Raw genomic sequence first — 19,385 nt, 5'->3', positions numbered from 1 at the left:
GATCTCCATCAGGTCAGTGACCGGGCTCAGCGCCCGGCCAGTTCGGCCGCGGCGCTCGAAAGCGCCTGAGCCAGATCGCGCCAGGTCTCGGCCTCGAGGCTCTCGCCCTTCGCCGCCACCCGCGCCTCGCGGAGCATCGGGAAGGTCACCAGCGACACCTCCCAAAGCTCCAGTTCCGCAAGAAGCCGCTGGCCTTTTGCGTCCTTCTCGGCAGCCACCGTGCGGTAGCCGATCGACAGCCCGTCGATCGCCCCCGCCTCGATCAGCGCCGCCGCCTCGCGCGCACGCCCCACCTCAAGCAGCAGCCGCCCCTTGACGTAAAGCCCGCGCTCGTCCTCGAAAATCTCGTCCCAGACGCCGATCGGCTGGGTCGGGTCATGCTGCCAGAGCATCTTCACCGAGCCCCCCCGCGCCCGCAGCCGCTCGAGGCTGCGGCCATAGGCGCCGCGCTGGACGATATCGCCGCCCTGATCGGGCAGACCAAAGAGCGAAGCATAGCCCTCGATCTTCGTGCCATCCTGGACCTGAACCTGGGCCTCGGCCCGACAGAACTTCAACTCAAGCCCATAATCACTTGTATTCATGTGACAATCCTCATTTGGGGGCATATTCCAGGACGCCCTGGATCGCCTGCGTCAGGATCACGGCGACAACGCCATAAACCGTCATCCAGAGCCGCTTCTCGAGGCCCTCGATCATCGTCTCGATCCGCACGAGCCGCTTCTCGACCTGGCTGAACTGCAGCTCCATGATCTTCTCGGTCGCCTCGAACCGCTGCTCATGCACCTCGAAAGGCTCTTTGAGATATCGCGACCCACCCTCGGCCATCTCACGTCTCCGCGATCGGCGGCAGCCCCAGAAGCGCGCGTTTCTCCGCATCCGTCAGGAAGCTCGCCGCCCCCACCCGCGCCCATTGCGCATCGCGCTCGGCCGCGAGCGCGGGGATCTGGTCGAGGTCGGGCTTGAGCTCGATCACCTCGCCCAGGAACCCCGAGAGCCACCAGCTCACCGCCGCCGACACCCGCGTCGCGAGCGGCAGAACCGTCAGCCGGTAAAACGCCCGATGCGCCTCCGCGTAATTGGCGTAAGTCGCATCCCCCGGGATCCCGAGCAGCATCGGCGGCACCCCAAACGCCACCGCGATCTCGCGCGCCGCCGCCACCTTGGTCTCGTGAAACTCCATATCCGAGGGGCTGAACCCCATCGGCTTCCAGTCGAGCCCGCCCTCGAGCAGCATCGGCCGCCCGGCGTTGCGCGCGCCCTGATGATGGGTCTCCATCTCGAACACGAGCCGGTCATATTGCTCGGGCGAGAGCATCCCCTGCCCGTCCGAGCCCTTGTAAACGATCGCCCCCGAGGGCCGCGCCGCATTGTCCAAAAGCGCCTTCGACCACGCGCTCGCCGAGTTGTGCACATCGATCGCCGTCGCCGCCGCCTGCATCGGCGAGAGCCCGTAATGGTCGTCCTGCGGATGGAAGCTCTTGATATGACAGATCGGGTCCGGGTAGCCTGTCATGTCGAAGCGATGCTTGCGCCCGCCGACCACATAATCATAGCCCACCGGCCAGCCATCCGCCCCCGGCACCACCGACATCCGGTCCGAGCGCAACACATGCAGCTCCCGCGGCAGCCCCGGCTCCGGCGTCACCGCCTCGAGATAGCCGTTGCCGGTCAGCAGCATCTGCCCGTAAAGCGCCTCGAACAGCTCCGCCCGCCCCTGCCCGCCATTCGGGCGCCGGATCAGGTCGATCACCGGGTGGATCTCATAGCGCCGCTCGGCGTCCTGACAGTTGAGCGGCACCGCCGCCGCCGCTTCCGCGATCAGCTTGACACAGCGAAACCCCACCGGGTTGCCGGTGAACCCCGTGCGCGTCAGGCTCACCACATCGCGCGGGCTCCAGACCACCCGCCCCGCGCCCGTGGCCATCGCCACCACCCGCCCCGTCACCGAGGCCTTGAGCTCGGGCGCGCGCGCCGGCTCCGCCTTGCGAAAGAAATTCAGTCCCATCCTGGTCTCCTCGTCGCGGCCCCGCCCCCGGGCTCACCCGCGGGGCCGGCCAAAGAAAAAGGGCCGGGGAATCCCCCAGCCCTCGCTCAGTCTCGCCCCCGGCCGCGGCCCGGAGCCCTTCGTCATGACCTCACAGCCCCCGCACCTGCGGGCGCCGCCAATGCGCCGCGGGCTCGAGGATCAGCTCCGTCAAAGCCCAGACCAGCGCATCCACCCGGTCGGGCGAACCCCGCCCCTCGAAGCCGCGCGTGGTCATCTTGCACATCTGATCCTCGAGCGCGCCCAACCGCCCGCCCTTGAGATGCTTGACCCGCCCCTGCTCGTAAAGCGCGGCGACCGGCTCGGCCCGGGCCGACTTGCCCCGCCCCGCCCGCAACGCCTTGAACGGCACCAACGGGTCGATCTGCCGGATCACACTCTCCACCATGTCGCCGCCCTGGTTGACCTCCGCCACCAGCTTCTCGGCGCCATGTCGCTCCATCGCCGCAATCGCCGCGCGCGCCCAATCGGTGGGCTTGCCGCGCACCGAAGCATCCTCGAGCACAAACGCCCGCCACTCCTGCACCGGCCCGCGCAGCTGCGCGCCCACGACCACGATCCCGCATTCGTCCGACGCCGCCCCCCCCGTCACCGAAGGGTCCACCGCCACCACGATCCGGTCGAGCTCGGGCGCCCGCTCCACCCGCGCCGCCTCGAGCGCGCCAGTGGTCCACAGCGCCCCCTCGACATCGTCGAGCAACACCCCCTCGAGCTCCTGCCGCCCGAGCCGCGTGCCCGCATAGCGCGCCTGCACCTCCTCCAGAAACGACGCCGCCAGATAGGCGCGGTTCGCATCCGTGGGCGCGTGGGTCATCACCGTCGACGGGTTCTTCAGGATCGCCTTCAACACCGCCACATTGCGCGGCGTCGTGGTGATCACCTGCTGCGGATGCTCCCCCAGCCGCAGCGCGAACTGCAACATGTCCCAGGTCTCATCCGCCTTCTTCCATTTCGCCAGCTCGTCCGCCCAGGCTGCATCGAACTGCGGCCCCCGCAGCGCCTCCGGCTCATGCGCCGAAAACGCCTGCGCGGTCGCGCCATTGGGCCAGATGAGGCGACGCTTGGTCGCCTCCCAGTCCGGCCGCCGGTCGGGCGGCGAACAGGCGATGATCCCGCTGTCACCGAAGATCATCACATCCCGCACCTGGTCAAACGTCTCGCCGACCAGCGCCACCCGCCGCGCCCTGCCGGGGTCGAGCGGCCGCGCGCCTTCCACCTGCGCGCGCACCCACTCGGCCCCGGCCCGCGTCTTGCCGGCACCGCGCCCCCCCATGATGACCCAGCTTTTCCAGGCCCCCTGGGGCGGCAACTGATGCGGCAATGCCCAGAACTCGAACATCCACGGCAGGGCCAGAAGCGCATTCTCCTCCAGCCCCTCCAGAAACTCGTCAACCTCCTCCTGCCTCGCGCAAGCGAGCCAGGCGGCGCCCGATCTCAGATCGGGCAGCGTCGAAGTCGAGAGCATAATCTCGGACGACCCCGGCAACCTGTCTGCGGAGTTTTTCAACGCGTGTCCTTTCATCCATGACCATCTGAAATGCGGCGCGAAGATCCTTCACCGCCTGCATGGCGGCCTTCGCTTCCGTCAAATCGCCTTGGCGAACCCCCTGCATCGCCAACGCCAACTCTTGAGCGACCTCACGATAAAGGTCTTCCGTTTCCTTCAGCAGATCGGCCGAAGGACTTTCCCCACCCGAGAAAGACATATCCATGTGCTTTGAACCCGCTCCTCATGCTTGTTCCGCACGAGCGAAATGCAAAAGCGCCGACGGTCACCCGCGGCGCTTACCCACTTCTCCTAGCATGTCATATCTCTACCTTAGAGCGTTCGCAAAGTCAAGCGCTAAATCTGAGGTTGTGGCGTTTTCCAAAAACCCCGCCCCCGCCGCGCCAAAAGAAAACGCGCGCAGCCTCCCGACCGCGCGCGCCCATCCTTCAAAAACTCAGCAAAATCAATTCGCTGCGCCGCTCGCCTTCTGCTGCGCCTCGATCTCGCGCCATTTCGCGACATTGCGGTTATGCTCCTCGAGCGTCTGCGCGAACACATGCCCGCCGGTGCCATCCGCCACGAAAAACAGATAGCGAGTCGAATCGGGGTTCAGCGCCGCCTCGATCGCCGCCCGCCCCGGGTTGCAGATCGGCGTCGGCGGCAGCCCCTCGATCACATAGGTGTTGTAAGGCGTCTCGCGGCGCAGCTCGCTTTGCCGCAGCCCCCGCCCCAAGATCCCCTGCCCCTTGGTCACCCCATAGATCACCGCCGGGTCGGTCTGCAACTTCATCCCCTGCTCGAGGCGGTTGACAAACACACTCGCCACCCGGCCCCGCTCGCCCGGAACGCCGGTCTCCTTCTCGACGATCGAGGCCATCACCAGCGCCTCCTCCGGCGTCTCGTAAGGCAGCCCGCTCGCCCGCGCCTCCCAGGCCGCCGCGAGAATCGCGCCCTGCCGCGCTTCCATCTCGTCGATCAGCTTCTGGCGATCCGAGCCGCGCTTGACCTCATAGCTGTCGGGCGCGAGGCTGCCCTCGGGCGGCACCGCCTTGACCTCGCCCGCGAGGAAATCGGCGGCCTTCAGCCCCTCGACCACCTGCCAGCTCGTCACCCCCTCGGCCACCGTGACCCGGGTGCGCACATCGGCCTTGCTCGCGGCCGCGTCGAACCCCTCCGGGCGCGCCTCCGCCGCCGGGTCGAATTTCGCCTTCTCGACATATTGGCCCGAGCCCGGGTCGAGCTCGCGCAAGATCAGCTGCGTATTGAGCACCCCGATCCGCAGATTGAGCTCCGTGCCACAGCTCGAGGGCACCCCGGCGGTGATCTCGTCGACGATCTCCTGCATCGAGGCGCCCGGCGCCACCAGATAGGAGCCGAACTTCAAATCCTTGGATTTGCCCGCATAATCCGCCCCCGCCCGAAAGATATAGCCCGAGCGGATCGCGCCTTGCGCCAGCAGATCCTGCGAGACGCGGGTGAAATTCGACCCCTGCTCGACCCGCAGACAGACCGCCTGCGCCAGCGGCCCCGGCCCCTCATATTGCTTCTTGGCCCAGGCCGCGAGCCCCGCCAGCCCGACCATGATCACGATCAGGACGGTGAGGAAATTCGAGACGATATGGCGCCACATCAGCCGGCGACCTTGCCCAGGATCAGGCTCGCATTGGTGCCGCCAAAGCCAAAGCTGTTCGACAGCGCGATATTGATCTCGCGCTTGACCGCCTTGAGCGGGGCGAGATCAATCGTCGCCGCGACCGCCGGGTTCTCGAGGTTGAGCGTCGGCGGCGCCACCTGATCGCGGATCGCCAAGATACAGAAGATCGCCTCGACCGCCCCCGCCGCACCCAGCAAATGCCCGATCGCGCTCTTCGTCGAGCTCATCGTGGCCTTCGCCGCCGCATTGCCCATCAGCCGCTCGACCGCGCCCAGCTCGATCGTGTCGGCCATCGTCGAGGTGCCATGCGCGTTGATGTAATCGATCGCATCCGGGGTGATCCCCGCGCGCGCGAGCGCCGCCTTCATCGCCCGGAACCCGCCATCGCCGTCCTCCGAAGGCGCGGTGATGTGATAGGCATCGCCCGACATCCCATAGCCCAGAACCTCGGCATAGATCTTCGCGCCGCGCGCCTTGGCGTGCTCATATTCCTCGAGCACCACAACCCCCGCGCCCTCGCCCATGACAAACCCGTCGCGATCCGCGTCCCAGGGCCGCGAGGCCTTGGTCGGGTCTTCGCCGGCCTTCGTCGAGAGCGCCTTGCAGGCGTTGAACCCGGCAATCCCGATCTCCGAGATCGGGCTCTCGGCGCCACCGGCCACCATCACATCGGCATCGCCCAGCATGATCAGCCGCGCCGCATCGCCAATCGCATGCGCGCCCGTCGCACAAGCCGTCACCACCGAATGGTTCGGCCCCTTGAACCCGAAGCGGATCGAGACCTGCCCCGAGGCGAGGTTGATCAGCGAGGCCGGGATGAAGAACGGGCTCACGCGCTTGGCGCCCTTTTCCTTGATCAGAACGGCCGTTTCCGCAATCGTCTGCAAGCCGCCGATGCCGGAGCCGATCATCACGCCGGTGCGCTCGCGCCCCTCCGCATCCTCCGGCATCCAGCCCGAATCCCGCACCGCCTGATCGGCCGCCGCCATCGCGTAGAGGATGAATTCATCGACCTTGCGCGCCTCTTTCGGCGCCATCCAGTCATCGGGGTTGAACGTGCCGTCCGACCCGTCGCCGCGCGGCACTTCGCAGGCATATTGCGTCACGACATTCGTCGCATCGAAGCGCGTGATCGGGCCCGCGCCCGACTGCCCGGCAATGAGCCGCGACCACGTCTCCTCAACCCCGCAGGCGAGCGGCGTAACCAGACCCAGACCCGTGACAACCACACGACGCATGTTCAACCTCTCCGGCATGTTTTCCGACCCCGCCGTGATACACGCGCGGGCCGCGAGGCGCAACGTCAAGCGGCCACCTCAGCCCGCTTCGCCCGCCCCGCCCGGCGCAACCCCGCCCGGCACAAGCCGCTCCGGCCCCGCCGAGGCCCCGCCCACAGGCTCGAGCGCCCCGCGCCCGCCCGCCTCGGCGGCGCCGCGCGCGAAACTCGCCCCCGCCTGCCCGGCCCCCGTCTGCCCGGCCCCCGCCTGCCCGGCCGGCGGCGCCGCGACCACCCGGTCCCGGCCATGGCCCTTGGCCGCGTAAAGCGCCTCATCGGCGCGCGAATAAAGCTCGAGCATGGTCTCCCCCGGGCTCCATTCCGCCACCCCGAGCGAGGCCGTCACCGCAACCTGCCCCGACAAGAGCCCGCGCGCCCCGCCCGCGCCCCGGGCCTGCGCCGACGTCGCCCCGCGCCGCGAAAACCGCTGCGCCGCAACCCGCGCCCGCAGCGCCTCGGCCACATCGAGCCCCTCCGCCAGCGACCGCCCCGGCAACAGGATCGCGAATTCCTCGCCCCCGAGCCGCGCCAGCGTATCCTCGGGCCGCACCCCGGCCTGCAGGGTCTGCGCCACCTGCCGCAACACCTGATCGCCGAATTCATGCCCGGCGAAGTCATTGATCTGCTTGAAATGATCGAGATCGACCAGCACGAAACAGAACGGCACCCCGCGCCCGCCGCGCAGATCCGAAGCCGCCGCGAAGCGCTGCTCGAACTTCACCCGGTTGAACAGCCCCGTCAGCCCGTCGCGCTCCGCCAGATAGCGCCGCTCCCGCTCGAGCCGCCGCCGCGCCCGGTCCGAGCGCTCGAAAGCGAGCGCATTGAGCGCCGAGATCAACAGATAGAACGCCACGATCAGCACCACCACGAGCGCCACATCGCCGCGCGCCTCATGCGAGGTAATCCGCTCGAGAAACAGCCCCCCGATCGCCACCGGCCCGACCACGCCCAGCGTCATCTGCCAGCGCGCCTGCTGCCCCGCCGGGTATGCCCCCAGAACCGCCCGCAAGATCCCCCGGTGCGGCGCCCGCGCCAGAAAGGCCGTGGCCAGCAACAGCCCCACCACCGCCGTCATCGGCGCCATCACGCCCTGCGGCAAAGGCGCGTCGAACACCAACCCGATCAGGCTCAGGATCGCCGTCCAGATGCCGAGAAACACCAGCCATTGCGCCGCCAGAATCATCTCCGCCGCCGCACAGATCCGCGCCACCGCCAGCGACGCGATCATCACCGCCGTGCCCAGATCGATCCCGCCCGGCGCGCTCAGCCCCCCCGGGCTGGCCTGCGCGAGCGCCGTCAGCCGCGGCGCAACCCCCGCCGCCACCATCAGCAAGACCCCGCCCGCCAGCACCGGCACCCCCCGGCGCAGCCCCGCCGGCACGAGCACACTCGCCCCGAGCAGCAACAGACACAGCGCCGAGACCGGGTGGCTCAAGCCCCCCTCGATCGGCGGGCGCATCCACGCCGCCCCCGTCGTCGCGCCCAAAAGACTCCACAGCGCCAAGGCCATCGCCAGCACCGTTGCGGGAATCACGGCTCTGAGTGCCAATCGCACCAGCACGACCACGCCCTACCCAATCATAAAATACTGCGACCGGCGCCGGCCGATGCAATATCGGAAAATCCTACGCCCGAATTCAGGTTTTCCCAAATGATATTGGCGTTTTTCGGGCCCGAAACCCGCGCAAATGCCAAAAAACAAGCGGCGCTCCGGGGAGCGCCGCTTGCCGCAAGTCTACCGATCCGAAAAAATCAGACGGCTTCCGAGATGAATTTCACCGCGTCGCCGAAGGTCTGGATGGTTTCGGCCGCATCATCCGGGATCTCGATGCCGAATTCTTCTTCGAAAGCCATCACCAGCTCGACGGTGTCGAGGCTGTCGGCGCCCAGGTCGTCGATGAACGAGGCGGTCTCGGTGACCTTGTCCTCTTCCACGCCCAGATGCTCCACGACGATCTTCTTCACACGATCAGCGATGTCGCTCATGTTTCTTCCTCAGTTTTGAGGGCCTCGGCCCCGTCTCTAGTTCCTGGCTCCGCGGGTTTTCCCCGTCCGAGCGGTTCATGTGCACGTCTCGCGGCTCCCACGAGACGGCCGAAAGGCTGGAGCAGCCCCCGGCCCCTTCCCCGCCGCTAATAACACAGTCTTACCCCAAGGCAAGGTGTTTTCACTGCGCCCGAAGGCCACATTCCAGCGCCGGGGCCTATTCCGCCCCGACGGTTCGAACCGCGCCCAAAGAGAGCGCAATCCGCCTCCGTTCAGAGCATCGCCATGCCGCCGTTGACATGCAGCGTCGCGCCCGTGACATAGCCCGCCTCGGGGCTCGCAAGGTACAGCACCGCCGCCGCGATCTCCTCGGGCGCGCCCATCCGCCCCGCCGGGATCTGCGTCAGGATCTTCGATTTCTGCTCGTCATTGAGCTTGTCGGTCATCGCCGTCGCGATGAACCCGGGCGCCACGCAATTGACCGTGATCCCGCGGCTCGCCACCTCATAAGCGAGGCTCTTCGACATGCCCACAAGCCCCGCCTTCGCAGCCGCATAATTGCCCTGCCCCGGGTTGCCGGTCGCGCCGACCACCGAGGTGATGTTGATGATCCGCCCCCAACGCGCCTTCATCATCCCCCGCAGACTGCCGCGCATCAACCGAAACGCGGAGCTGAGGTTCACATCGATCACGCTTTGCCATTCGTCATCCGACATCCGCATGAACAGATTGTCGCGCGTGATACCGGCATTGTTGACCAGAATGTCGAGCCCGCCCATCGCCGCAGCCGCCGCCTTCGGCAAAGCCTCGACCGAGGCCGCATCCGACAGGTTCGCAGGGCACACAAACGCGCCCTCGCCCAACTCCGCCGCCAAAGCCTCGAGCGGCTCAACCCGCGTCCCCGAGAGCGCAACCTTCGCCCCGGCCGCGTGCAACGCCCGCGCAATCTCGGCGCCAATGCCCCCGGACGCACCCGTCACCAGCGCCGTTTTCCCAGTCAGATCAAACATCTCAAAGCCCTTCCCGCAGCTTTCATCTTGCCGCAAATATCCCAGGGGGTGCGGGGGAGGATCCCCCGCCGCCCTCACCCTTTCAGCGCCGCAATATCCTCAGGCGTGCCAACCGCCTTCTGCACACTGTCCTTGGCGATCCGCTTGATCATGCCCGACAAAGCCTTGCCCGCCCCGATCTCCCAGAACTCGCCAACGCCCGCGCCAACCATCCATTGCACCGACTCGCGCCAGCGTACCGACCCGGTCACCTGCGCCACGAGCAACTCGCGGATCACCTCCGGCTCACTCACCGCCGCGGCACGCACATTGGCCACCACCGGCACCACAGGCGCCTTGATCTCGACGCCCTCCAGAGCCTCGGCCATCGCCTCCGCCGCCGGCTGCATCAAGGCACAATGGAACGGCGCCGAGACCGGCAACATCACCGCGCGCTTGGCACCCTTGGCCTTGGCGATCTCCACCGCCCGCTCGACCGCGCCCTTGTGCCCCGAAACCACCACCTGCGCGGGGTCATTGTCATTGGCCGCCTGACAGATCTCGCCCTGCGCGGCCTCCGCCGCCACCTCGGCCGCCGCCGCGAAATCAAGCCCCAGAAGTGCGGCCATCGCCCCCACCCCCACCGGCACCGCCGCCTGCATCGCCGCGCCACGGATCCGCAACAGCCGCGCCGCATCCGCGACACTCAAACTCCCCGCCGCACAAAGCGCCGAATATTCCCCAAGGCTGTGCCCCGCGACAAAAGCCGCATCCAGCACCCCGAAGCCCTCCGCCTCGAGCGCCCGCAACGCCGCGATCGAGGTCGCCATCAACGCCGGCTGCGCATTCGCCGTCAGCGTCAGCTCGGCACTATCGCCCTCCCAGATCAACCCGCTCAGGCTCTGCCCAAGCGCCGCATCGACCTCCTCGAAGACCGCCCGCGCCGCCGGATAGGCCTCCGCAAGGGCCCACCCCATGCCGATCGTCTGCGCGCCCTGACCGGGGAATACGAATGCACGGCTCATGCCATCCTCCATCGCTCGTTTGCCCCGTCCTAACGTGACGGAAGCGCCCTGACAACTCCCGCGCGCGCCGCAGCCCCACTGATGAGGGGGCGCTGCCCCCGCTGCCGTGCCGGCAGCCCGCCGGGATATTTGACCATCATTGAAACAGCCCCCCTTCAACGATGCCAAAATATCCCGGGGGTGAGGCGCGGCAGCGCCGAGGGGGCAGCGCCCCCAGTCCGGCGCACAGCCCCTGTGCGGATCGCGCGCTGGCCCGCCCGCCCGCCCGCGCGTAAACTCGCCCCGACCATTTCCTCAAAGGGCCTCCCCGATGATCTCCAACACCCCGCAGAGCTACGGCCTGCCCGCGCGCGCGCTCCATTGGCTGACCGCGCTTTTGATCCTCACCGCCATCGGCCTTGGCCTCTACGGCGAAGACCTGCCGCGCGACGCCGCCCATACCGACACCCTCAAGACCCTCTATTCGCTGCACAAGACGATCGGCGTCGCGGCCTTCTTCACCGCTCTCGTGCGCATCCTCTGGGCGCTCGCCCAGCCCAAGCCCGTCCCCCTCCACCCCGAGCGGCGCGCCGAGACCTTCGCCGCCGAAGCCGTCCACTGGGCGCTCTACGGCGCGATGCTGGTGATGCCGCTCTCGGGCTGGATCAGCCATGCCGCCGCCACCGGCTTTGCGCCGATCCTTTGGCCGTTCGGCCAAGGCCTGCCCTTCGTGCCGGTCTCCGAAACCCTTTCGCATACCACGGAAATCGTTCACAAACTCTCGGCGAATCTGCTCTATGCGGCGATTGCGCTGCATGTCATCGGCGCGCTCAAACATGTGCTCTTCGACCGCGACGCGACGCTGGCGCGGATGACCCGTGGCGCGCGCGCCGGGGCCGCCGCGGCGCGCCATGGCGGCGCCGCGCCCGCCGCGCTCGCCGGGCTGATCTGGCTCGCGGTGATCGGCGCCGGGGTCGGGCTCTCGGGCCGCCTTGCGCCCGAAGCCCCCGCGCAAGCCCCGGCCCCCGCCGCCAGCGCTCCCACCAGCGCCCACGCCTGGACCGTCACCGAAGGAGCGCTCACCTTCACCGTCGCGCAAATGGGCGCGCCGGTGAGCGGCACCCTGCCCGCCTGGACCGCCGCAATCGACTACGACCCCGAGACCGGCACCGGCACCGTGACGGTCGAGATCGACGTGACCCAACTCAGCCTCGGCTCGGTCACCGATCAGGCGCGCGGCCCGGAGTTCTTCGATACCGCCACCCACCCGAGCGCGCGGTTCGACGCAACGATCCGCCGCCTCGACGGCCCCGCGCATGACGCTACCGGCACCCTCACCCTGCGCGGCACGGCGGTGCCCGTCACCCTGCCTTTCACCCTCGAGATCAGCGGTGAGGCCGCGCAGATGACGGGCCAGCTCATCCTCGATCGGCGCGCCTTCGGGATCGGCGCGGCTTACGGCGATGAAAGCACGGTGGGCTTTGCCGTCACCGTCGATGTCGCGCTCACCGCGCAGCGCGCGAATTGAACGCCCGAGCGGGGGGCTGGCGGCCCCCCGCACCCCCCGCGCGTATTTTCGCCAAGAAGAAAATGCCCGCTTCTTCTTGGTCCAAATACGCAAAAGAAAACGGCCGCCGGTGTCCCGACGGCCGCTCTTCGTCTCGACGGCTGGGCTTATTCAGCCTTTTGCGCCTCGATCGAGATCGAGATCGCGACCTCGTCCGAAACATAGGGCGCGAACATGCCCATGTCGAAATCCGAGCGCTTCACCGTGGTGGTCGCATCGAAGCCGACCCAGGGCTTCTTCGCCATCGGGTGCTCGCCCATCTGGGTCATCACCGCATCAAGCACCACCGGCTTCGTCACGCCATTGATCGTCAGATCGCCGGTGATCTTGCCCGATTTCTCGCCCGTCACTTCGATCGCGGTCGATTTGAACGAGATTTCCGGGTTTTCCGGGGCGTCGAAGAAATCGGCGGTCAGGAAATGGGTGGTGCGCTCATCCCAGCCGGTGATCAGCGAGGCGGTCGGGAAGCTCACGGTCACCGAGGAGTTGGCCGGCGCTTCGGCGTCAAACTCGATCGTGCCCTCGAAGCCCGAGAACATGCCGGTGGTGGTCGAGAAGCCGAGGTGGTTGTAGCTGAACACGATCTGGCTGTGGCTCGGGTCGAGCGTGTAGGTCTCGGGCGCGGCGGCGGCGGCGGTGGCGAGGCCGAAGGCAAGGCCGGCGGCGAGCAGAACGGATTTCATCGCGAAAACTCCTGATGCGGTGAGGATTTGGTTCCACCTCAGGATGCGGGTTGCGCCCTCAGGGCACAATTCCACAGTTTCCAACAGGTTCTGTGCATCCGCGCAGATCACGAGCCCGCAAGAACCCTTGCGCCGCGCCCGCGCGAACCAGCTCCGCGCCGTCTTACCGCGTGCAGCGCCCGCTCGACGCGCCCGTCGCCGAGGCCGTCGCCGCGCAGCCCGGCTGGCCGGTCGCGGCCTGGGCGGGCGCGGCGGCGGGCGCTTTCGGCGGCTCCCCCTTCCAGAAGGGCAGGAACGGCGCGCTTTCGCTGATCGGCGGGCCGTCGATATAGCCCTTCATCGCGCCCCAGCCGAGCTTGCCATCGAAGCGTTGCTCCGCTTCGAGCCCCGCGCCGCCGCCCATCACCGCCCCGCCGGGTTTCGACGGTTGCGGGACCGCAATATCGACCCTGCTCCCGCCAAAGGCGCCGCGGCTCGCCGCGCGCTCCTCGGCCCCGGCGCCGCCCGCCAGCGCCAGAGCCAGACCCACGATCCCGCCAGCCATCGCCCGTTTCATCGCCTCACCTCCGCAGACCAAGCCCCGAGGAAACCCCGTCCCCCGCCCCCGCGCAAGCAAAAAGGGCGCCCCGAAGAGCGCCCTTTCCGTCGAAATCCCGAAGGAAATCAGCAGGAGTAGTACATTTGGTACTCAACCGGGTGCGGCGTATGCTCATAGGCATACACTTCTTCCCATTTGAGCCCGATGTAGGCCTCGAGCATCTCCTTGGTGAAGACGTCGCCCTGCAGCAGGAAGTCCATATCGGCTTCCAGCGCCTCGAGAGCCTCACGCAGCGAGCCGCACACGGTCGGGATCGCGGCCAGCTCTTCCGGCGGCAGGTCGTAGAGGTCCTTGTCCGAAGCCGGGCCCGGATCGATCTTGTTCTTGATCCCGTCGAGGCCCGCCATCATCAGCGCCGCGAAAGCGAGATAGGGATTGGCCGCCGGATCGGGGAAGCGGGCTTCCACACGTTTCGCCTTCGGCGATTCGGTCCACGGAATACGGACGCAACCCGAGCGGTTGCGGGCCGAATAGGCGCGCAGAACCGGGGCTTCGAAGCCCGGGATCAGACGCTTGTAGGAGTTGGTCGAGGGGTTCGTCAGGGCGTTGAGCGCCTTGGCGTGCTTGAGGATCCCGCCGATGAAGTAGAGCGCTTCTTGCGACAGATCGGCGTATTTGTCCCCGGCGAAGAGCGGCTTGCCGTCTTTCCAGATCGACATGTTCACGTGCATCCCCGAGCCGTTGTCGCCCTTCATGGGCTTGGGCATGAAGGTCACGGTCTTGCCATAGGCGTGGGCCACGTTGTGGATCACGTATTTGTATTTCTGGATATTGTCGGCTTGCTCGACGAGGCCGCCGAAGATCATGCCCAGCTCGTGCTGGCAGGTCGCCACTTCGTGGTGGTGCTTGTCGACCTTGATGCCCATGCGCTTCATGGTCGAGAGCATCTCGCCGCGCAGATCCTGGGCTTCGTCGACCGGGTTCACCGGGAAGTAGCCGCCCTTGTGGCCGGCGCGGTGGGCGAGGTTGCCCATCTCGATCGCGGCATCGGTGTTCCAGGCCGCCGCTTCCGCGTCGATCTGATAGGCCACTTTCGCCGGGGTCACCGAGTAACGCACGTCGTCGAAGATGAAGAATTCAGCTTCCGGGCCGAAATAGGCCGTGTCACCGATCCCCGAGGATTTCAGATAGGCTTCCGCCTTGTGGGCGATCTGACGCGGGCAGCGGTCATAGGCCTCGCCGGTGTCGGGCTCGACCACGTCGCAATGCACGCACATGGTCTTCTCGGCGTAGAACGGGTCGATATAGACCGAGCTCGCATCCGGGATCAGTTTCATGTCGGACTGATCGATCGATTTCCAGCCGGCGATCGACGAGCCGTCGAACATGAAGCCTTCCTCGAAGAAATCCTCATCCACGAGATCGGCGACCAGCGTGACGTGCTGGAGCTTGCCGCGCGGATCGGTGAAGCGCACGTCGACGTATTCAACGTCTTCGGCCTTCATCAGTTCGAGAGCTTTCTTGACCTTGCTCATTGCAATTTACCCTTTCGTTGAGCATGGGTTTGCGGGCCGCGGACGGCCCGTAAATCGGTGCGGCTCAGACGGCGTCGTCGCCGGTTTCGCCGGTGCGGATACGGATCGCCTGTTCCACGGGCGAGACGAAGATCTTGCCATCGCCGATCTTCTCGGTGCGCGCCGCGGAGGTGATCGCCTCGATCGCGGCCTCGACCATCTCGTCGGGCAGAACCATCTCGATTTTCACCTTCGGCAGGAAGTCGACGACATATTCGGCGCCGCGGTAGAGCTCGGTATGGCCTTTCTGACGCCCGAAGCCCTTCACTTCGATCACCGAAAGCCCCTGGATCCCCGCTTCTTGCAGAGCTTCCTTCACTTCATCGAGCTTGAACGGCTTGATGATCGCTTCAACCTTTTTCATCCGGTCGACTCCCCCCTTGAGGTCTTGCCGAAACCCTCTGACCATGTTCCTTACCAGCCCGCAATCGACTAGGCTGGCGGGGGGTCCAAGCGCCCCGGGATTCCCTATATGATGCCTACATTTTGTGCAGTTAGCACGCGCAGCGGGCAAAGTGAAAACGATTCGAGCAGCAAAATGGCAGAAACCCTCACCTCCGCCCAAATGCGCGCCACCGAAGCCGCGGCGATCGCTGCGGGCCGGGTGACGGGCCTTGCGCTGATGGAGCGCGCGGGCGCGGCCACGATCACCGCGATTTTCGAGACCTGGCCCGCGCGCGCCGCCGCCCCCGGCCACGCCCTCGTGCTCTGCGGGCCCGGCAATAACGGCGGCGACGGCTTCGTGGTGGCGCGCCTCCTCGCCGCGCGCGGCTGGCAGGTGACAGTGCGCTTTTTCGGACGCGTCGAAACGCAGCCGCCCGATGCCCGCGTCAACCATGATCGCTGGGCCGAACTCGGCCCGGTGCTGCCCCTCGACCCGGCCGCGCCGCCGCCGCTCTCCCCCGCCCCCGATCTCGTCATCGACGCGCTCTTCGGGATCGGGCTGAGCCGCCCGCTCGAGATCTTCGCGCCGCTCTTCGCCGCGCTCGGGGCCTGCGGCGCGCCGGTGGTCGCGGTCGATCTGCCCTCGGGCCGCGAGGCCGATGCCCGCCCCGAGGCCGCGGCCTGGCCCGCCTGCCCCGCCGATCTGATCGTGACCTTCCACCGCGCCAAACCCGCCCATGCGGCCCTCGCCCCGGGGGCGATGCTGCGGGTGATGGACATCGGGCTGTAATCCGTTAACCAAATCCTCAGGGATCGGGCGAATACTGCCCCCGCCCCTCACCCCCGCCGGAGGCCCAAGTGATCCGCCCCATCGAATTGACCGAACCCCTGCGCGCGGCGCTGATGAAACCCGAGGCGGCGCATAAATACAGCCACGGCCATGTGCTCGTGCTCGCGGGGGGCGCGGGGAATGGGGGCGCCGCGCGCCTCGCCGCGCGCGCCGCGCTGCGGGTCGGCGCGGGGCTCGTCACCCTCGCCGCGCCGCAGGTGGCGTTCGCCGAACATGCCGCGCAACTCACCGCGATCATGCTGCGCACCCTGCCCGATGCCTATAGCCTGCGCGGGATGCTCGCCGACCGCCGGCTCAGCGCGCTTTGCCTCGGCCCGGGGCTCGGCCTCGCGCGCGCGCAAGAAATGGTGCCCGCCGCGCTCTGGGGCCGCCGCCCGACGGTGCTCGATGCCGATGCGCTCTCGAGCTTCGCCGAGGATCCGCAGCTCCTCTTCAACGCGCTCCACGCCGAAACCGTGCTGACCCCGCATCTGGGCGAATTCGCGCGCCTCTTCCCCGATCTGGCCGAGGGCCTCGCCGAGGCGCCGCTCGAACGCCGCATCGCCGCGACCGAAGCCGCCGCCGCCCGCACGGGCGCGGTGGTGCTGCTCAAGGGCGCGCAAACCGTGATCGCCAAACCGGGGGGCGAAACCGCCCTCCACGACGCGACCGGCCCCCGCGCGGCCCCTTGGCTCGCCACCGCCGGCGCAGGTGATGTGCTCGCAGGCCTGATCGCCGGGCTGATGGCGCGCGGCATGGCGCCGTTTGACGCCGCCGGCGCCGGCGCCTGGCTCCATGTCGAGGCTGCACGCAGCTTCGGCCCCGGCCTGATCGCCGAAGATCTCCCCGAAGAACTCCCCAAAGTCTTCCGCGCGCTCAAGCTCTGAGGCCGCGCCCGGCCCCAAAGGCAGGATTTGCGTATTTAGTCCAAGAAGAAACCCATCCGCTTCTTCTTGGTCCAAATACGCCCTTTTTGCCGATCGCCGCCCCGCGCGCGCTCAGACAAGCGCGCCCGCCGCCGCCCCGGACACCTCGACACCGTCCGCGTAATAGACCTCGGCCTGATCGAATTCGAGCGCGTAAAGCCGCAAAAGCCCCGGCTCGGCCAGCGTGACGAACTCGCCATCCACAAGCCGCGTCACCGGCACCAAGGCCTCGCGCGCCCCGAAAAGCGCCTTCGCCCGCCAGTCGCGGACCAGAACCTGCGTCCCTGCGCCGATAGTCAGCGCCTGTTCGGGCCGGTCATGACCAAGCGCGCCCGGCGCCACCCGCACCGCCGCCCCATAGGCCGCGGTCATCGACACCGACACCAACCTGCGCGCGCCCGCGCGGGTGATCACCCGGTCGCCCGGCGCGAGAAATTCCACCGGCAGGGCGCCATCGAGCGTGAGCACCTGCGTGCCCTGTGCCACCCCCACCAAAGCGCGGACCGCCCCTTTCGAGGGCGCGGAGTCGGGGCGGGGATCGAGGAGCGAGGCTCCGACGATCTGCCCCAAAAGCGTGTTCGCCATCGGGTTTTCCTGCTCTCTTGCCTCGGCCCGTCTCGCGGGCGCTTGCTTTTGCGTGGATAATTCTTTGTTAACCATCAGCGGCCATCCTAAGCCCAACACCGCGGCTTGGCGAGGATTTTTCGCGCGCCCCCTATCGCCGGGCGAGGAGGGTTGCTAAAACGCCGCGCAGGTTGCGGGTGTGGCGAAATGGTAGACGCACCAGATTTAGGTTCTGGCGCCGCAAGGCGTGGGGGTTCAAGTCCCTTCACCCGCACCAGCCCTCGCCCGAGATTCCGCCCCCCCGCCCCCCGATCGCCGCCTTTTCGCCTTGCCTCCAAGGCGCGCGCCCAATAGAAGGGCGGCTGAAATTCACGGACGCGGCCGCCGCATGCGCGGCCCTTCAGACAGAGGAACCCCCATGCAGGTCACCGAGACCCTCAACGACGGCCTCAAGCGCGGCTACAAGATCACCCTGACCGCCGCCGAGCTCGACGAGAAAGTCACCGCGAAACTTCTCGAAGCCCAGCCCGAAATCGAGATGAAGGGCTTCCGCAAGGGCAAGGTTCCGATGGCCATGCTGCGCAAGACCTATGGCGACCGCGTCATGGGCGACGCCATGCAAGAAGCGATCGACGGCGCGATGTCGGATCACTTCGAAACCGCGGGCGTGCGCCCCGCGATGCAGCCGAAGGTCGAAATGGAAGGCGGCGAAGCCTGGAAGCCGGGCGATGACGTGATCGTCACCGTTTCCTATGAAGCGCTGCCGGAAATCCCGGAAGTCGACCTCTCGGGCCTGAAGCTCGAGCGTCTCGTGGTGAAAGCCGGTGAGGCCGAGATCGACGAAGCGCTGGCGAACCTCGCCAAGACCGCGCAGAACTTCGAAAAGCGCCGCAAGGGCTCGAAGGCGAAAGAAGGCGATCAGGTCGTGATCGACTTCGAAGGCTTCGTCGACGGCGTGGCCTTCGAGGGCGGCAAGGGCGAGGATTACCCGCTCGTGCTCGGCTCGGGCTCCTTCATCCCCGGCTTCGAGGACCAGCTCGTCGGCGCCAAGGAAGAAGAAGAAGTCGACGTCAAGGTGACCTTCCCCGAGCAATATGGCGCCGCCCATCTCGCCGGCAAGGAAGCCCTCTTCAAATGCACCGTGAAGGAAGTTCGCGGCGCGAAAGAAGCCGAGATCGATGACGAACTGGCCAAGAAATTCGGCGCCGAAGACCTCGCCGCGCTGAAGGCCCAGATCGCCGAGCGCCTCGAAGCCGAGTTCAAGGGCGCCGCCCGTGCGGTTCTCAAGCGCGGCCTGCTCGACCAGCTCGACGGCAAGGTGAAATTCGACCTGCCGCCCTCGCTCGTCGAGGCGGAAGCCAATTCGATCGCCCACCAGCTCTGGCACGAAGAACACCCGGAAGAGCATGGCCACAACCACGGCTCGATCGAACCGACCGAAGAGCACAAGACCCTCGCCGAGCGCCGCGTGCGCCTCGGGCTGCTGCTGGCCGAGCTCGGCCGCAAGCAAGAGATCGAAGTGACCGACGCCGAGTTCACCCAGGCCGTGCTGAACCAGGCTCGCCAATACCCGGGCCAGGAACGCGCCTTCTTCGAATTCGTGCAGCAAAACGCCCAGATGCAACAGCAACTGCGCGCGCCGATCTTCGAAGACAAGGTCGTCGATTACGTCGTGAACGGCGCCGAAGTGACCGAGAAGGAAGTCTCGAAAGAAGAGCTCCAGAAGGCCATCGAAGCCCTCGACGAGATGTAATCTCGCCACCATCGAATAGTGAAAGCCGCCCTTCGGGGCGGCTTTTGCGTTTTTCCTCCCCGGCCCGAACCGCCGCCCCGCCGTTGCCCCGACAGTCAGACGCTCCGCGATCATCAGCCCGT

General features: G+C 67.3%; 20 protein-coding genes and 1 tRNA gene. 5 read left to right on the top strand and 16 right to left on the bottom strand.

Annotated features, from left to right (window positions below; genetic code table 11):
- Positions 1-26 precede the first annotated feature (26 nt).
- From LPB142_RS07955 to fabD, 11 genes are all read right to left on the bottom strand, one after another.
- Complete coding sequence (locus LPB142_RS07955) at positions 27-584, bottom strand: HK97 family phage prohead protease (protein ID WP_068765192.1); 558 nt, start codon at positions 582-584, stop codon at positions 27-29.
- Positions 585-594: 10 nt separating this feature from the next.
- Positions 595-828 (bottom strand): GTA head formation protein, RCAP_rcc01685 family, encoded by a 234-nt coding sequence (locus LPB142_RS07950; RefSeq protein ID WP_071166049.1) that lies wholly within the window; start codon positions 826-828, stop codon positions 595-597.
- Between the two features lies 1 nt (position 829).
- A complete protein-coding gene (locus LPB142_RS07945; protein WP_071166048.1) occupies positions 830-2,008 on the bottom strand; it encodes a phage portal protein in 1,179 nt (392 codons plus the stop codon).
- A gap of 130 nt (positions 2,009-2,138) precedes the next feature.
- Positions 2,139-3,512 (bottom strand): DNA-packaging protein, encoded by a 1,374-nt coding sequence (locus tag LPB142_RS07940; RefSeq protein WP_082872846.1) that lies wholly within the window; start codon positions 3,510-3,512, stop codon positions 2,139-2,141.
- Positions 3,436-3,759, bottom strand: coding sequence for a hypothetical protein (locus LPB142_RS18435; RefSeq protein WP_197474202.1), 324 nt, complete (start codon positions 3,757-3,759; stop codon positions 3,436-3,438). The genes LPB142_RS07940 and LPB142_RS18435 overlap by 77 nt, the downstream gene beginning before the upstream one ends.
- Before the next feature lie 240 nt (positions 3,760-3,999).
- Positions 4,000-5,166 (bottom strand): endolytic transglycosylase MltG, encoded by a 1,167-nt coding sequence (mltG, locus tag LPB142_RS07935; RefSeq protein WP_071166047.1) that lies wholly within the window; start codon positions 5,164-5,166, stop codon positions 4,000-4,002.
- Positions 5,166-6,428, bottom strand: coding sequence for a beta-ketoacyl-ACP synthase II (fabF, locus tag LPB142_RS07930; protein WP_068765188.1), 1,263 nt, complete (start codon positions 6,426-6,428; stop codon positions 5,166-5,168). The genes mltG and fabF overlap by 1 nt, the downstream gene beginning before the upstream one ends.
- A 78-nt stretch (positions 6,429-6,506) precedes the next feature.
- A complete protein-coding gene (locus LPB142_RS07925) occupies positions 6,507-8,000 on the bottom strand; it encodes a GGDEF domain-containing protein (RefSeq protein WP_156894347.1) in 1,494 nt (497 codons plus the stop codon).
- Positions 8,001-8,218: 218 nt separating this feature from the next.
- Positions 8,219-8,452, bottom strand: a complete 234-nt coding sequence (locus tag LPB142_RS07920) for an acyl carrier protein (RefSeq protein ID WP_068765186.1) — start codon at positions 8,450-8,452, stop codon at positions 8,219-8,221.
- 272 nt (positions 8,453-8,724) lie between these two features.
- Positions 8,725-9,462: a 3-oxoacyl-ACP reductase FabG gene (gene fabG / locus LPB142_RS07915; protein WP_071166045.1), complete on the bottom strand. Its 738-nt coding sequence runs from the start codon at positions 9,460-9,462 to the stop codon at positions 8,725-8,727.
- 74 nt (positions 9,463-9,536) lie between these two features.
- Complete coding sequence (fabD, locus tag LPB142_RS07910; protein ID WP_071167178.1) at positions 9,537-10,466, bottom strand: ACP S-malonyltransferase; 930 nt, start codon at positions 10,464-10,466, stop codon at positions 9,537-9,539.
- Positions 10,467-10,776: 310 nt separating this feature from the next.
- On the opposite strand from fabD, the gene LPB142_RS07905 reads away from it, so the two are divergent.
- On the top strand, positions 10,777-11,973 hold the full coding sequence (locus LPB142_RS07905; RefSeq protein WP_071166044.1) for a cytochrome b/b6 domain-containing protein: 1,197 nt from the start codon (positions 10,777-10,779) through the stop codon (positions 11,971-11,973).
- 146 nt (positions 11,974-12,119) lie between these two features.
- On the opposite strand, the gene LPB142_RS07900 is transcribed toward LPB142_RS07905, so the two are convergent.
- The 4 genes from LPB142_RS07900 to LPB142_RS07885 form a co-directional block, all read right to left on the bottom strand.
- Entirely contained in the window at positions 12,120-12,695 is a 576-nt protein-coding gene (locus LPB142_RS07900) for a YceI family protein (RefSeq protein ID WP_071166043.1), read from the bottom strand.
- 163 nt (positions 12,696-12,858) lie between these two features.
- Positions 12,859-13,251, bottom strand: coding sequence for a hypothetical protein (locus LPB142_RS07895; protein WP_071166042.1), 393 nt, complete (start codon positions 13,249-13,251; stop codon positions 12,859-12,861).
- Positions 13,252-13,358: 107 nt separating this feature from the next.
- The gene (gene glnA / locus LPB142_RS07890; RefSeq protein ID WP_071166041.1) at positions 13,359-14,768 is read right to left on the bottom strand and encodes a type I glutamate--ammonia ligase; all 1,410 of its coding nucleotides are present in this window, start codon (positions 14,766-14,768) and stop codon (positions 13,359-13,361) included.
- 64 nt (positions 14,769-14,832) lie between these two features.
- A complete protein-coding gene (locus tag LPB142_RS07885; protein ID WP_068765180.1) occupies positions 14,833-15,171 on the bottom strand; it encodes a P-II family nitrogen regulator in 339 nt (112 codons plus the stop codon).
- A gap of 174 nt (positions 15,172-15,345) precedes the next feature.
- Between LPB142_RS07885 and LPB142_RS19955 the strand changes: the two genes are divergently transcribed.
- Together LPB142_RS19955 and LPB142_RS19950 are read left to right on the top strand one after the other, a co-directional pair.
- Positions 15,346-15,981, top strand: coding sequence for an NAD(P)H-hydrate epimerase (locus tag LPB142_RS19955; RefSeq protein ID WP_156894346.1), 636 nt, complete (start codon positions 15,346-15,348; stop codon positions 15,979-15,981).
- A gap of 68 nt (positions 15,982-16,049) precedes the next feature.
- Entirely contained in the window at positions 16,050-16,907 is an 858-nt protein-coding gene (locus LPB142_RS19950; RefSeq protein ID WP_071166039.1) for an NAD(P)H-hydrate dehydratase, read from the top strand.
- A gap of 111 nt (positions 16,908-17,018) precedes the next feature.
- Here LPB142_RS19950 and LPB142_RS07870 read toward each other — a convergent pair whose 3' ends face one another.
- Positions 17,019-17,531, bottom strand: a complete 513-nt coding sequence (locus LPB142_RS07870) for a Hint domain-containing protein (protein WP_156894345.1) — start codon at positions 17,529-17,531, stop codon at positions 17,019-17,021.
- Positions 17,532-17,703: 172 nt separating this feature from the next.
- Between LPB142_RS07870 and LPB142_RS07865 the strand changes: the two genes are divergently transcribed.
- Together LPB142_RS07865 and tig are read left to right on the top strand one after the other, a co-directional pair.
- A tRNA-Leu gene (locus LPB142_RS07865) sits at positions 17,704-17,787 on the top strand.
- 141 nt (positions 17,788-17,928) lie between these two features.
- Positions 17,929-19,263, top strand: a complete 1,335-nt coding sequence (gene tig / locus LPB142_RS07860) for a trigger factor (protein ID WP_068765179.1) — start codon at positions 17,929-17,931, stop codon at positions 19,261-19,263.
- Positions 19,264-19,385: the final 122 nt, after the last annotated feature.

This window comes from Rhodobacter xanthinilyticus, from assembly GCF_001856665.1.
Classification (GTDB): Bacteria; Pseudomonadota; Alphaproteobacteria; order Rhodobacterales; family Rhodobacteraceae; genus Rhodobacter; species Rhodobacter xanthinilyticus.
This window is presented reverse-complemented; position numbering and strand designations above follow the sequence as displayed.

Bases quoted from the DNA above. Each gene is read 5' to 3' on its own strand.
- LPB142_RS07955 (WP_068765192.1), bottom strand. From the start codon at position 584: ATGAATACAAGTGATTATGGGCTTGAGTTGAAGTTCTGTCGGGCCGAG.
- LPB142_RS07950 (WP_071166049.1), bottom strand. From the start codon at position 828: ATGGCCGAGGGTGGGTCGCGATATCTCAAAGAGCCTTTCGAGGTGCAT.
- LPB142_RS07945 (WP_071166048.1), bottom strand. From the start codon at position 2,008: ATGGGACTGAATTTCTTTCGCAAGGCGGAGCCGGCGCGCGCGCCCGAG.
- LPB142_RS07940 (WP_082872846.1), bottom strand. From the start codon at position 3,512: ATGCTCTCGACTTCGACGCTGCCCGATCTGAGATCGGGCGCCGCCTGG.
- LPB142_RS18435 (WP_197474202.1), bottom strand. From the start codon at position 3,759: ATGGATATGTCTTTCTCGGGTGGGGAAAGTCCTTCGGCCGATCTGCTG.
- mltG (WP_071166047.1), bottom strand. From the start codon at position 5,166: ATGTGGCGCCATATCGTCTCGAATTTCCTCACCGTCCTGATCGTGATC.
- fabF (WP_068765188.1), bottom strand. From the start codon at position 6,428: ATGCGTCGTGTGGTTGTCACGGGTCTGGGTCTGGTTACGCCGCTCGCC.
- LPB142_RS07920 (WP_068765186.1), bottom strand. From the start codon at position 8,452: ATGAGCGACATCGCTGATCGTGTGAAGAAGATCGTCGTGGAGCATCTG.
- fabG (WP_071166045.1), bottom strand. From the start codon at position 9,462: ATGTTTGATCTGACTGGGAAAACGGCGCTGGTGACGGGTGCGTCCGGG.
- fabD (WP_071167178.1), bottom strand. From the start codon at position 10,466: ATGAGCCGTGCATTCGTATTCCCCGGTCAGGGCGCGCAGACGATCGGC.
- LPB142_RS07905 (WP_071166044.1), top strand. From the start codon at position 10,777: ATGATCTCCAACACCCCGCAGAGCTACGGCCTGCCCGCGCGCGCGCTC.
- LPB142_RS07900 (WP_071166043.1), bottom strand. From the start codon at position 12,695: ATGAAATCCGTTCTGCTCGCCGCCGGCCTTGCCTTCGGCCTCGCCACC.
- LPB142_RS07895 (WP_071166042.1), bottom strand. From the start codon at position 13,251: ATGAAACGGGCGATGGCTGGCGGGATCGTGGGTCTGGCTCTGGCGCTG.
- glnA (WP_071166041.1), bottom strand. From the start codon at position 14,768: ATGAGCAAGGTCAAGAAAGCTCTCGAACTGATGAAGGCCGAAGACGTT.
- LPB142_RS07885 (WP_068765180.1), bottom strand. From the start codon at position 15,171: ATGAAAAAGGTTGAAGCGATCATCAAGCCGTTCAAGCTCGATGAAGTG.
- LPB142_RS19955 (WP_156894346.1), top strand. From the start codon at position 15,346: ATGGCAGAAACCCTCACCTCCGCCCAAATGCGCGCCACCGAAGCCGCG.
- LPB142_RS07870 (WP_156894345.1), bottom strand. From the start codon at position 17,531: ATGGCGAACACGCTTTTGGGGCAGATCGTCGGAGCCTCGCTCCTCGAT.
- tig (WP_068765179.1), top strand. From the start codon at position 17,929: ATGCAGGTCACCGAGACCCTCAACGACGGCCTCAAGCGCGGCTACAAG.